This window comes from Staphylococcus americanisciuri, assembly GCF_024814435.1.
In the GTDB taxonomy this organism is placed as follows: domain Bacteria; phylum Bacillota; class Bacilli; order Staphylococcales; family Staphylococcaceae; genus Staphylococcus; species Staphylococcus americanisciuri.
In genome coordinates, this window is sequence record NZ_JANUXY010000008.1 from 15,689 (window position 1) to 29,478 (window position 13,790).

10 protein-coding genes are annotated in these 13,790 nt (G+C 38.5%); 1 reads left to right on the plus strand and 9 read right to left on the minus strand.

Annotated elements, in window-relative coordinates; genetic code table 11:
• Positions 1 to 58: 58 nt before the first annotated feature.
• The 4 genes from NXS11_RS08270 to gatC all read right to left on the minus strand — a co-directional run bounded on the left by NXS11_RS08270 (position 59) and on the right by gatC (position 4,677).
• On the minus strand, positions 59 to 997 hold the full coding sequence (locus NXS11_RS08270; protein ID WP_259200474.1) for a diacylglycerol kinase: 939 nt from the start codon (positions 995 to 997) through the stop codon (positions 59 to 61).
• 474 nt (positions 998 to 1,471) lie between these two features.
• Complete coding sequence (gatB, locus tag NXS11_RS08275) at positions 1,472 to 2,899, minus strand: Asp-tRNA(Asn)/Glu-tRNA(Gln) amidotransferase subunit GatB (RefSeq protein ID WP_259200475.1); 1,428 nt, start codon at positions 2,897 to 2,899, stop codon at positions 1,472 to 1,474.
• 12 nt (positions 2,900 to 2,911) lie between these two features.
• Positions 2,912 to 4,372, minus strand: a complete 1,461-nt coding sequence (gene gatA, locus NXS11_RS08280) for an Asp-tRNA(Asn)/Glu-tRNA(Gln) amidotransferase subunit GatA (RefSeq protein ID WP_259200476.1) — start codon at positions 4,370 to 4,372, stop codon at positions 2,912 to 2,914.
• 2 nt (positions 4,373 to 4,374) lie between these two features.
• The gene (gene gatC, locus NXS11_RS08285; protein WP_259200477.1) at positions 4,375 to 4,677 is read right to left on the minus strand and encodes an Asp-tRNA(Asn)/Glu-tRNA(Gln) amidotransferase subunit GatC; all 303 of its coding nucleotides are present in this window, start codon (positions 4,675 to 4,677) and stop codon (positions 4,375 to 4,377) included.
• Positions 4,678 to 4,969: 292 nt separating this feature from the next.
• Between gatC and putP the strand changes: the two genes are divergently transcribed.
• Positions 4,970 to 6,517, plus strand: coding sequence for a sodium/proline symporter PutP (gene putP / locus NXS11_RS08290; RefSeq protein WP_259200478.1), 1,548 nt, complete (start codon positions 4,970 to 4,972; stop codon positions 6,515 to 6,517).
• Positions 6,518 to 6,654: 137 nt separating this feature from the next.
• On the opposite strand, the gene NXS11_RS08295 is transcribed toward putP, so the two are convergent.
• From NXS11_RS08295 to NXS11_RS08315, 5 genes are all read right to left on the minus strand, one after another.
• A complete protein-coding gene (locus NXS11_RS08295; protein WP_259200479.1) occupies positions 6,655 to 7,860 on the minus strand; it encodes a CamS family sex pheromone protein in 1,206 nt (401 codons plus the stop codon).
• Between the two features lie 11 nt (positions 7,861 to 7,871).
• Positions 7,872 to 9,878 carry an NAD-dependent DNA ligase LigA gene (gene ligA / locus NXS11_RS08300; RefSeq protein WP_259200482.1) on the minus strand — a complete coding sequence of 669 codons (2,007 nt, stop codon included), beginning with the start codon at positions 9,876 to 9,878 and terminating at the stop codon, positions 7,872 to 7,874.
• Positions 9,879 to 9,881: 3 nt separating this feature from the next.
• Entirely contained in the window at positions 9,882 to 12,080 is a 2,199-nt protein-coding gene (gene pcrA, locus NXS11_RS08305; RefSeq protein WP_259200484.1) for a DNA helicase PcrA, read from the minus strand.
• The gene (gene pcrB, locus NXS11_RS08310; RefSeq protein WP_259200485.1) at positions 12,080 to 12,769 is read right to left on the minus strand and encodes a heptaprenylglyceryl phosphate synthase; all 690 of its coding nucleotides are present in this window, start codon (positions 12,767 to 12,769) and stop codon (positions 12,080 to 12,082) included. Before pcrB ends, pcrA begins: the two co-directional genes overlap by 1 nt.
• A gap of 166 nt (positions 12,770 to 12,935) precedes the next feature.
• Complete coding sequence (locus NXS11_RS08315; RefSeq protein ID WP_259200487.1) at positions 12,936 to 13,610, minus strand: M15 family metallopeptidase; 675 nt, start codon at positions 13,608 to 13,610, stop codon at positions 12,936 to 12,938.
• Positions 13,611 to 13,790 lie beyond the last annotated feature (180 nt).

Consider the following 13,790-nt stretch of genomic DNA (forward strand, 5'->3'; position numbering starts at 1 on the left):
GACAAAAGAGAGACGCTGAAACCTGCTTATATCCTTTAGATTTCAAGTCTCTCTCTTTTTACAAACTCGTCGCTCTTGTCGGTTCATCTATCAACAATTCGTTATTCACATCTGCTGGAGAAAACACTTCGATATGACGTACTAAATTTAGAAAATTCGCTGGCAATTGACCACCATACTCGCCATCAACGTTAAGTGGCATTTCTGCAAACGATGAGATATTCACTGATTGCGCCTTAATGTAATGCACTTTAGGATGTCCTATATGTTCTCCACGCGATGCTAACGTCATAATATGACCAAGTTCCGCTAAATTCGCTTTCTCCACAATAAGTAAGGTGAACATTCCATCATCAAGTTTTGCATCGGGTACTAGTTTCTCAAATCCAGCCATAGAATTCGTTAAACCTAGCAAAAATAACGTAATCTCACCTTCAAATACATTATCATCATACTCAATGCGTACATCGACTGGGTGCATTTGTGGCAACATCTCGAATCCTTTGATGTAATATGCAAAAGGTCCAACAATTGATTTCAACTTGCTGGGAGCTTCATAAGAGACTTCTGTAATCTTACCGCCACCCGCTAAGTTAATAAAGTATCGACTGTTCATCTTTCCAATATCAACTTGAACCGTTTTCCCATCCAATATCACGTCCACAGCTTCAAAAATGTCAGTAGGTAAATGTAATGCACGGCCAAAATCATTAACCGTTCCCATTGGTATTAAACCAAGCTTCGGTCTATTAGGTTTCTCAGCAATTCCGTTAATTACTTCATTCAGTGTCCCATCCCCACCTGCTACTACAAGTAAATCATACTGTGCATTAATTGCACGCGCCGCTTCTTCAGTTGCATCACCAATCTTCTGTGTCGCATACGTACTTGTCTCATAACCAGCTTGTTCAAATTTCACCAACACATCCGGCAAGGCTTTTTTGAATAGTTCTTTACCTGATGTTGGATTGTAAATAATCCTTGCACGTTTTCTCATTCATATCCCTCAATTATTTTGATATACTCACAATTAATATTAAAACAAACTTAGGTGTAATGAAAGCTAAAAACATTAAATTATCGAAAGTTTCATATGTTTGTTAGCACGCCGATGTTGCATTCTTTCCTTTGAAATTTACTAAACAGCTTTATAACTTACACATGCTTATTCCAACAGATTATCAAAATTGAAAAAGCATATACAGCATTTTCTATTAATATCTCTCACACTTCTAAATATCTTAGTCTATAGTACTTCCTACTGTTATCTAATCATAAAGTTCTGTCGTGATTCCTCTTTCTCTCATACTGATAAAACGTACACTGATTGAATCCAATTATTTCAACTTATATCATATTACAACAAAGCATAACTAATTCTAACTATCTCATCCAATATAAAAGCTGAAGAAACGAAAAACACGAACAGCCACGTATTTAATCGCAGTTGTTCGTGCTTTATATGAAACAATTATTGCTTGTCTAGTTCTTGTTTTAATAATTTATTCGCTAATTGTGGATTAGCTTGACCTTTTGATAACTTCATAATTTGTCCTACTAAGAAGCCCATTGCTTTACCTTTACCATTTTTGTAATCTTCAACAGATTGTGGGTTGTTCGCAATCGCATCTTGTACAAATTGTAGCACTGCACCTTCATCAGAAATCTGTACAAGACCTTTATCTTTCATGATTTGCTGTGCATCGCCACCATTTTTCGCAAGTTCTGGGAAAACTTTTTTCGCGATTTTACTGCTCATTGTGCCATCTTCAATCAACTTAATCATACCAGCTAAGTTTTGCGGTGTTAAGCCTGTATCTTGAAGATCAATTTGGTTTTTATTCAAGTACTCGTTTACGCCACCCATTAACCAGTTTGACGTTAACTTAACATCTGCCCCTTCAGCTACTGCTTCTTCAAAGAAATCCGACATTTCTTTTGTCAATGTCAGAACATGTGCATCGTATGCAGGCAAACCAAATTGTTCAACATATTTTGCTTTACGTGCATCTGGTAATTCAGGAATAGACGCTTTAACACGTGCTTTCCACTCTTCATCAATGTATAAAGGTACGATATCTGGCTCTGGGAAGTAACGATAATCATCAGATGCTTCTTTCACACGCATCAAGATTGTTTTCCCTGTTGATTCGTCAAAACGGCGTGTTTCTTGAAGAATTTCGCCACCATTTAAAAGTTCTTCTTCTTGACGTTTCACTTCATACTCAAGACCTTTACGTACGTTGTTAAATGAGTTTAAGTTTTTCAACTCCGCTTTTGTACCAAATTCTTTTTGTCCAACTGGGCGAATTGATACGTTAGCGTCACAACGCAATGAACCTTCTTCCATTTTACAGTCAGAAACGCCTGTATATTGGATGATTGATTTTAATTTTTCTAAATATGCGTATGCTTCTTCTGGTGAACGGATGTCAGGTTCCGATACGATCTCAACAAGTGGTGTTCCTTGACGGTTTAAGTCAACAAGAGAGTAACCATTTTTATGTGTTGATTTACCTGCATCTTCTTCCATGTGAAGGCGTGTAATACCGATGCGTTTTGTTTCACCATTCACTTCGATGTCGATGTAACCATGTTCACCGATTGGTTGATCTAATTGTGAGATTTGGTATGCTTTCGGATTGTCTGGATAGAAGTAGTTTTTACGGTCAAACTTCGACTCCGTAGCAATCTCCATGTTTAACGCCATCGCTGCACGCATTGACCAATCTACCGCTCGCTTATTCACTGTTGGTAAAACACCTGGATATGCAAGATCGATAACGCTTGTGTTTGTATTTGGCTCAGCACCATATGCGACTGGCGCATTCGAAAACATTTTTGAGTCTGTTTTCAATTCAACGTGGACTTCAAGCCCGATTACTGTTTCAAAATGCATTTTTGCCACTCCTTATAAGTTTTGATATTGGTCGTGTAGATTGAACTGCGTTTCATATTGGTGCGCAACACGATACAATGTTTTTTCGTCAAATGGTTTACCGATTAATTGTAAGCCGATTGGACGTCCATTTTCTGCTAATCCACATGGTACCGAAATACCTGGGAGACCTGCCAAGTTAACAGGTGTTGTTAATAAGTCATTGGCATACATCGTTAACGGATCGTTGATTTCAGCGCCAAGATCGAATGCAACTGTTGGTGTTGTTGGACCTAAAATAACATCATACGCTTTAAAGACATTCTCAAAGTCGTTTTTGATTAATGTACGTACTTTTTGTGCCTTTTTATAATATGCATCATAATAACCTGAGCTTAATACGTATGTACCAAGGAAAATACGGCGTTTTACTTCTTCACCGAAACCTTCACTACGAGACATTTTGTAAAGCTCTTCTAAAGTACGAGCGTCTTTTGAATGATAACCATAACGAATACCATCGAAACGTGCTAAGTTAGACGACGCTTCTGCTGATGCAATCACATAATATGAAGGGATACCTGATGATGTACGTGGTAAGCTTACTTCTTCAACAGTCGCTCCTAAAGCTTTAAATGTTTCGGCAGCTTTTAAGACAGCTGCTTTAACTTCATTATCAATACCTTCACCAATATATTCTTTTGGTAAGGCAATCTTCATTCCTTTAATGTCTTTACCAATGTCCGCTGTAAAGTCTTGCGCAACATCTGGTGCACTTGTTGAATCCATTGCATCTTCGCCGGCAATTGCTTCTAACACAAGTGCATTATCTTTAACATTACGTGTAATTGGCCCTATTTGATCTAATGATGATGCGAATGCAACAAGACCGTAACGTGATACACGTCCATATGTAGGTTTAAGTCCGACAACACCACAGTATGCAGCTGGTTGACGGATAGAACCACCTGTGTCAGTACCTAATGTGAATGGTACAAGACCGGCTGCTACCGCTGCTGCTGAACCACCTGAAGAACCGCCTGGCACTGCTGCATGGTCAAATGGGTTCACAGTTTTTTTGAAATAAGATGTTTCTGTTGAACCACCCATCGCAAACTCGTCTAAGTTCACTTTACCGATTAATACACCGTTTTCGCTATATAACTTTTTCATGACTGTAGCGTCATAGATTGGTACAAAACCTTCTAACATCTTACTCGCACATGTTGTTTCTAAACCTTCAGTGATGATGTTATCTTTAATACCCATCGGAATACCGAATAACTTGCCGTCCATTTCGCCTTTTGCTTGAAGTTCATCAAGTTCAGCAGCTTTTTTCAAGGCATTTTCTTTATCCAATGCTAAAAATGATTGGATTGTTGGATCTATTTCCTCAATTGCTGCATAAATATCTTTTACAATCTCTGAAGGCTTAATTTTTTGATCTTTAATCATTTGTTGTAAGTTTTCAATTGATTCGTAACGGATGCTCATCTTTATGCGTCCTCCTCATTCATAACAGCAGGCACTTTAAATTGTCCCGCTTCAACTTCTTTGGCATTCACCAATGCTTTATCTTGTGGCAATCCAGGTACTGCAACATCTTCGCGCAATACATTTTGCAAATCTAAAACGTGATTCGTCGGATTGACATCTTCTGTGTTTACTGAATCAATTTGATGGCAAAAATCTAAAATACCCGCTAATGTTTCTTGTACAGCTATTGACTCTTCTTCAGTCACATTCAAGCGCGCAAGATTAGCGATATGTTCGACTTGTTCATGTGTAATTTCAGCCATTTAATTATAGCCTCCTTAAAAATACTCTTTTATCTTCAAATTGTATCAAACTTTGCGCTAAAAATCTAAAAAATTTGTTGGAGAAAGTAATTAAAGAAACATTTAACATTCAAATAGAACATTGTCTGCTCATCGTTACGTTGAAATGACATGCAACAGTTCACTGTTCATAACGATATACGCAGCTACTTGATATGTTTACATTTTGCTCCTATAAAAGAAGCGCTTCCCTTATCCATCGATTATTGTATAATAAATCTTAAGCCACAAAAAACTAAAGGGGGAACTTATCATGTTTTTATTAGGGGCAACATTATCTAGCCAAGTCAATCTCAACTGGCAAACATACATCATGATTGCACTCTATTTTATTATTTTGTTAGCGATTGGATACTATGGCTACAAACAGGCTACAAGTAATCTAAGTGAATATATGCTTGGTGGCCGTGATATTGGTCCATGGGTTACTGCACTTTCAGCAGGTGCGTCGGATATGAGTGGTTGGATGATTATGGGATTACCTGGAGAAGTGTATTCAACAGGGCTTTCTGCACTTTGGATTACGATTGGTCTGACATTAGGTGCATACATTAACTACTTGATTGTCGCACCTCGCTTACGTGTACATACTGAACTTGCTGGTGATGCGATTACACTTCCAGACTTTTTTAATAATCGTCTCGCTGACCAATCGAATCTGATCAAGATTATTTCAGGTGCGATTATCGTCATCTTCTTTACGCTATATACACACGCTGGATTCGTATCAGGTGGTAAGTTATTTGACAGTGCATTCGGTCTTGATTATCGCGTTGGACTTGTACTCGTTGCGGTTATCGTTATTCTATACACATTCTTTGGTGGTTACTTAGCCGTTTCGATTACAGACTTTTTCCAAGGTGTCATCATGTTGATTGCGATGATCATGGTACCTATCGTTGTATTACTAAAACTCAATGGTCTGGATACATTCCATACGATTGCTGAGTTAAAGCCAACGAATCTTGACCTATTCCGTGGTACAACAGTTATTGGTATTATTTCATTCTTTGCATGGGGACTTGGTTACTTCGGTCAACCACACATTCTTGTGCGTTTTATGTCAATTAGATCGGTTAAACTCTTCCCATTAACACGCCGTATTGGTATTACGTGGATGGCAGTTGGTCTTATTGGCGCAGTGATGATTGGATTATTAGGTATTGCGTTTGTACCTGCACAAGGTGTTGAACTACAAGACCCTGAAACACTCTTTATTTTAATGGGACAAATTTTATTCCACCCATTGGTTGGCGGTTTCTTACTTGCAGCCATCTTAGCAGCCATTATGAGTACCATTTCATCACAATTACTCGTAACTTCAAGTTCTTTAACAGAAGACTTCTACAAGTTGATTCGTGGTAAAAAAGCAAATGCTGCAGCACATGAAAAGGAATTCGTCCTAGTTGGTCGCTTATCCGTTATTATTGTTGCAATCGTTGCTATCGCTATTGCATGGTCACCTAACGATACGATCTTAAACTTAGTTGGGAATGCTTGGGCTGGCTTCGGTGCATCATTTGGACCTCTTGTAATTTTGACACTTTATTGGAAAGGTCTTTCTAGAAATGGTGCGATTGCCGGAATGATTGCTGGTGCTTTAACTGTTATTTTATGGATTGTCTTTGCACATCCACTTGGAGAAACATACGAATTCTTCACACTTTATGAAATTGTGCCAGGCTTTTTAGCAAGTTTGATTGTCACAATTGTCGTATCGAAGTTCACTAAAAAACCTGGTGACTTTGTTGAGCGAGATTTGAATGAGGTCAAACGTCAACTACGTGAAGTGAAAAATTAAAAATTACTTAATTAAGGGGTATCGGACGTCGCGTTGAAAAGCGTGTACGTCCGATTTGTGTATACAATTAAAGGTTCATGAAATGCGAATAAAGTCATATACACGAGACTATTTTTGCTCGTATATATGACTTTAACTTATTTATAAATATGCACTTGTGGCTCTGAATCTTCTTCGTTCTTTGTAATCAATGCACGTGGTTGACTGCCGTCTTTAATATGAATTTCATAAGTTGGCACATCTTTTAAGTCTTTTTCAGCCAATTGCGTCACATATTGTGTGATTCCGATTAATTCGGCTTTACCATAATAATCAATTGGTAAGTCGACAACAAGATGATTCACTTTTTTATTCACAAACTTGGCTTTGCCTACTGCTTGCGTAAAATTGTTGAAGTATGACTGTAAGCTACTATTAAAATCTTGGAAGTTATTATTCAGATGCTCGTCCAAATCTGCAGCTTCACTAGATGGCAATAAAACGGTTTGCTCATCAATCTTTTTCCATTCGTTCAACTTCGCACCATTTTTTTCTGAAACAGCATAACTCACAAAATGACCAGGTGTAATATCTTCTTCACTTGATTGAATATATATCGCAAAAGTAATTGGAATATCTTTCAACTGATTATTTTCACGTAAACGCGATAACATCTCTTCAGCCATTTCTTGTCCTTTTTGTTTTACCATTTTTGTATCAAGTTCTTGGCTATACGTTTCGCCATACTTTTCTTTTTGATAGTAATACACACTGTTCATTGCGAGACCGATTGTCATACCTTTAATCTCTTTTCCTTGTGTATCTCTTGTACTATAAAAGTCCTGTTCCAAAATATTAGACAATAGTGCTGGTGAATTTTTAGCGATTTTCTCAGGGTCTTTCTCTCCATTAACTGATGGATTCAAACCTAAGTTCTCACTCGCATTCGTTTTCTCTTTCTCTTCATCGCTCATATTATCAATTTCTTTTTTGGTATATTTTGGTTTTAGATAAGCACGAATCGTTTCTTTATTTAAAAATTGACCGTCTTGATACAAATATTTATCCGTTGGGAACACTTCTTGACTAATCTTCAACAAGCCATCTTCAAAGTCTTCACCATTATATCCATTCGCCATTTCTTCTTGAATCAGTCCACGTGCTTGACTCTCTTTAAAAGGCAAGATTGTACGGTAATTATCGCCCTGTACATTTTGATCTGTCGCCATTTCTTTTACTTTTGTTTGCTTTTTGGACATGCTCTGTTCACTGTCTTGCTTCTGTTTCGGCTGTTCATCATTTGTTGGCGCACAAGCAGTTAATACTAGACTGAGCCCCAACATCATCACAATTGTTCGTTTCATTGCCTACCCCCTCATTCTGCATTCATCGCTTTTTGTTTATCGATAAAATCTTGTTCTTGCCATACAGGCGTGCCGAGAGATTGTGCTTTTGTTAACTTAGAACCCGCATCCGTTCCAGCAATGACAAGATCTGTTGACTTCGTGACACTGCTCGTTACTTTCGCACCTTGTAATTTTAGCCATTGTGATGCTTCTGAACGCGTCATCTGTTGTAACTTACCTGTTAATACAATCGTCTTACCAGCAAATTCTGGATGCCCTTCAATTTGTGAGAATTTCTGTCCTGTATAGGTCATATTCACACCACGTGCTTGTAGTTTTTCAAGAAGTGCTTGAATATCTTCGTTAGCCATATAAGTCACAAAGGATTGTGCCAATTTTTCACCAACATCATGAATTTCTACTAGCTCTGTTTCAGTCACATTTACCAAGCGCGCCATTGTCTCATATTTTTCAGCCAATACATGACTCGCTTTCACGCCGAGGTGTCGGATACCTAAGCCAAATAACAAATGTTCTAAAGATTGTTGTTTTGCCGCTTCAATCGCTGTAAGCAAGTTATCTACCTTCTTATCACCCATACGCTCTAACGGCAGCAAATCATCTTTTGTAAGATAAAAAATATCCGCCACATCTCGAATCAGTTCGTGATGATAAAGTTGCTCGATGATTTTCGTTCCCAGACCATCAATATTCATCGCTTGACGTGACACGAAATGAATAAGTCCTTCAACAAGTTGTGCTTGGCATTTTGGATTAATACATCGCAATGCCACTTCTCCTTCTATACGCACAAGTTCATGGTTACAACTAGGACAATGTGTCGGCATATGATATATTTCTGTGTCATCAGGGCGACGATCCAGCACCACACGTACAACTTCTGGAATGATATCACCAGCTTTTTTCACAACAACACTGTCACCAATACGAATATCCTTCTCATGAATTAAATCTTCATTATGCAATGACGCACGTGATACAGTCGTTCCAGCAACACGCACAGGTTCTAACACAGCAGTTGGTGTAACGACACCTGTACGACCAATGCTTAATTCGATATTTAACAGTGTCGAAACGACTTCTTCTGCTGGGAACTTATATGCGATTGCCCAGCGTGGAGACTTTTGTGTATAGCCCATCTCTTCTTGGTGCTCGATGGCATTAACTTTGATAACAATACCATCAATATCATAAGGCAAGGAAGCACGATGTTCTGTCCAATATTCGATATACGCCAATACATCATCCATCGATGCAACTTCTCGACGCTCTTGATTGGTTTTGAAGCCTAAATCATCTAACTCAGCCAATGCCTCACTTTGAGACGTCGCATCTAACTCTGTAAAGTCATTAATACTATATAAAAAGATGTCGAGTTTACGTTCAGCCGCTAACTTAGAATCCAACTGTCTCAATGAACCTGCTGCCGCATTGCGTGGATTCGCAAACGGTTGCTCATCATTTTGTTCTTTTATCTCGTTCAACTTTAAAAATGATTTACGTGGCATATACGCTTCCCCACGTACTTCAAAGGAAATAGGACGTTCAAGCTTTAGTGGAATTGCATAGATTGTCTTGAGATTTTCGGTAATATCCTCGCCTGTCGTTCCGTCGCCACGAGTTAGTCCTTGTACAAAGACACCATCTACGTATTTCAATGAAACTGCTAAGCCGTCAATCTTTAGTTCACACATGTATGATACATCGCCAACCGCTTCTCGCACACGTTGATCAAAGCGACGTAAATCTTCTTCGTTAAAAGCATTCCCTAAACTGAGCATTGGCGTATCATGACGTATTTTGTTAAAAGATGCTTGGGCTTGTCCACCGACACGCACTGTAGGCGAATCAGATGACCGTAACTCTGGATGCTTGTCCTCGATGTCAATCAGTTCAGCCAGTAATTTGTCATACTCCGCATCTGGCACACTCGGATTGTCTTGAACATGGTATTCATAATTATATTGATGCAACAATTGATGCAACGTTGCAACCCTTTCTTTGAGCTCCGTCATCATTTAATCTCCCTTCTTTTGTATCGGTGCAAACTGAGCAAGAAGACGCTTAGGTCCTTCAGTTTGGAATATGATATCCAGCTCGACTGCATCTCCCTTAACATTAACATTCGATACCATACCTTCCCCCCACGATTTGTGAATGACTTTGTCTCCAATCTTCCAATCAGTAGTAGCTTGTTGAGTGCCGACCGTTGTCCCAGTCGTACGTTGACTAAAACCACGTTTCTTCGATGGTGCTGTCCGCTTATTCGGTGTAATCGGCACACTTGCTCTCGGTGTTTCTAACAAGTCTTCTGGAATCTCGTTTAAAAAGCGAGAACGCATATTAGACTGTGGTTTCCCAAACAATCGACGAGAGGTCGCATGCGTCAAGTATAAGACTTCTTCTGCACGTGTAATTGCTACATAACAGATACGACGCTCTTCTTCCATCTCGTGGTCATCATCACTCTTGATAGCACGAATGTGCGGAAACAATGTTTCTTCCATACCAATAATGAATACAACTGGAAATTCAAGTCCTTTTGCCGAGTGCATCGTCATCAGCGTGACACCTTCATCAAAGTTTGCTTCATCCACATCTGCTACAAGTGATAAATCTGTTAAAAAGTTAATTAATGATTGTTCTTCTAGCGGTGTGTTTTCTTCATAGTCCTTTGGCACTGACATAAACTCATCTAAGTTTTCTAACCGACTGCGTGACTCAAGTGTATCTTCATTTTCAAGCGTACGTCGATAGCCTGACTTCTCAAGCACTTCATCGACAATTTCACTAATCTCTAGAAATTCTTGTTCTTTCATCAAGTTTGACATCAATTCATAAAATTCTGCAGCTGCTTGCGTCACTTTTTTAGACAAACCAATAAAGTCCACTTCTGATAATGCGTCAAACATACTAATTTCGTGGCTGTTCGCATAATCTTTTATTTTTTGCACAGATGATGGTCCAATACTACGTTTAGGTACATTAATAATACGTTCCAAACTAATATCGTCCGCACTGTTCGCAATTAAACGTAAATAACTTAACAAGTCTTTAATCTCTTTGCGGTCATAGAATTTCATACCTCCAACCATCACGTATGGAATATTAGATTTCATCATTGTTTCTTCTAGCACACGTGATTGCGCATTTGTACGATAAAGTACCGCCATATCCTTCAATGATTTACCTTGTCTTTGATGCTTTAAAATTTCTCTCACAACGTATTGTGTTTCATCACGTTCACTCGTTGCCTCATAATAATGAATGCTCTCACCTTCAGCATTCGATGTCCATAATCCTTTTGGCTTGCGCTCAGTATTATTACGAATCACTTCATTCGCTGCCGTTAGAATTCTTTTTGTTGAACGGTAATTTTGTTCAAGATAAATCGTCTTCGCAGTCGGATAATCTTCCTCAAATGATAAGATATTTTGAATATCTGCACCACGCCAACCGTAAATCGATTGGTCAGAATCCCCTACAACACACAAATTTTTAAATTTTTTCGCAATCAAGTTAACCAATGTATATTGCGCTTTGTTCGTATCTTGGTACTCGTCCACGTGAATATATTGAAACTTATTTTGATAATAGTCCAACACATCTGGTACACGTTCAAACAGTTTGATTGTCGTCATAATCAAGTCATCAAAGTCAAGTGCTTGGTTACGAATGAGCTGTTTTTGGTAACCTTCATACACTTTCGCTACCATAATAGCCTTAAAATCATGTGCATCTTCCATCGCCATTGCAGGCGTTTTTAATTCATTTTTTAAATTACTAATCTGTGATATAAAGAAACGTGGTTCGTATTGCTTAGGATCAATATTTTCACGCTTTAATACATCTTTAATCACTGACTTTTGATCAGTCGGATCAATAATTGTAAAATTACGTTCAATACCAATACGGTCAATATCACGACGCAAAATACGGACACACATCGCATGGAATGTCGACATCCATATCACTTCAGCCGCGTCTCCAACAAGGGATTGTACACGTTCTTTCATCTCTTTAGCAGCTTTATTTGTAAAAGTAATCGCTAATATATTATAAGGAGATACTTCTTTTTCATCTAATAAATATGCGATACGATGTGTTAACACACGTGTCTTACCAGATCCAGCACCTGCCATAATTAAAAGCGGGCCTTCAGTCGTACGCACCGCTTCACTCTGCTCTGTGTTCATATTTTTTAAGAGTGGATTCATTATGTTCTCTCCTTTATTCGAGTCGTTTTTAAAGCTTCTTTCATATTGTCATAGACCACATTGCCGACAATAATCGTATCTGCAATATTCGCCATCTCTTGTGCCCGTGATAATGAATCAATGCCGCCACCATAGAACAGTTGTGTATCTGTTAAATACGCACGCGCTGCACGTACCATTTCAGGATCGCCATACTGTCCACTATATTCAAGATAGAGCACCGGCAAACGATACACGTCATTCGCCATTTGTGCATAAGCTTCAACATCTTCAAGCTCTAAGTCTGTCGTTGCACGTGTTAACGTTGCGACTTTACTGTCATCATTTAACACAACATAGCCTTCAAAAATAAGTTCTTCAAAGTTAATCATATGGCCATATTGCTTTAATGCTTGGTGTAGTAACCCATTATGGAACGCTACGTCTGTGCTATTCAAGACACTTGGTACAAAATAAAAATCAAATCCTGGCATTATGCTCTCAAGATTTGAAATTTCGAGTACAAGCGGTAAAGGATAACGACGTACGCGACTCATCAACTGAATCACGTTATCTTCCGTCACATTGTCCGTTCCGCCAATCATGATGGCATCTGTTTGAGACATACAAAGTGCTTCTAAATCCGCATCTGAGATTGTTTTCGCTGGGTCTAATTTAAAAATATGACGCCATTGTTTAATATCGTACATCACGCACTGCTCCTTTGAATTTTTCGTACATCATATTATAGCATTTTTGTTATGTATGTGACACAAAACGCACGTGTGTCATCTCAATTTCTTACAGGATTTTTTACATGACGCATTGACAGATTCCTTACCACAAAATCAAAAAAGAGACGACATCTATCGCCTCTTACATACCATAATTAAAGTATTCTTCTAACGTTGTATTTTGGTCATGAATTTTCTGCGCCAAATCTTTACCGACATATCTTAAATGCCATGGCTCGTATTGATAGCCAGTGACTTTCTCCTTGCCTTCTGGGTATCTGATGATAAAGCCATATTCGTGTGCATGTGCTTTTACCCATTGCCCTTCTTTCGTCTCAACAAATGACATTTGGAAGTCGTCCGACGCATTCGCTGACCCCACATCAAACGCTAACCCAGTTTGATGTTCAGAATTACCTGGTTTGGCACTATATTTATTTGCGACTGCTTCACCATCTCTTGCAACGTAATTGTTATACAATTGTGTTTGCGTCTCATATGAACGAAAGCCACTACAAAATACCAGACTTGTCCCGTCTTTCGTATTTGCATCTTGCATCATACGATTTAATTCAGCCCTCGCTTTCGGATCTTCACCCGGCGCATAATCGTTCGGTAAATTAACTTTCTTATTCGCAAAAACATGTCCATCCACATACATCACGCCATCTTTTTTCGTCACTTGATGTTGTTTTTTAGTCTCTTCTTGACGCGTCTCTTCATCTGTCGTTGCTTCTTGAACATTTGCTTCCTTTTGTACGCCACATCCAGGTAACACAAACGTAAACACGCCAGCTGTTAGTAATAATTTTTTCATTGTTGTCGCTCCCATTTAGCAAAAGCTTGATACATCACTACAATAGTATATGACTGTTTTATCGCTTATTCAACACCATAGGACATAACATAATATTCATTTCATATATTAAAACTAAATAACCATTAATATAAAATGTGTTTGGAAATATTTTTAGAATGTATAGTATGCTATCGCACA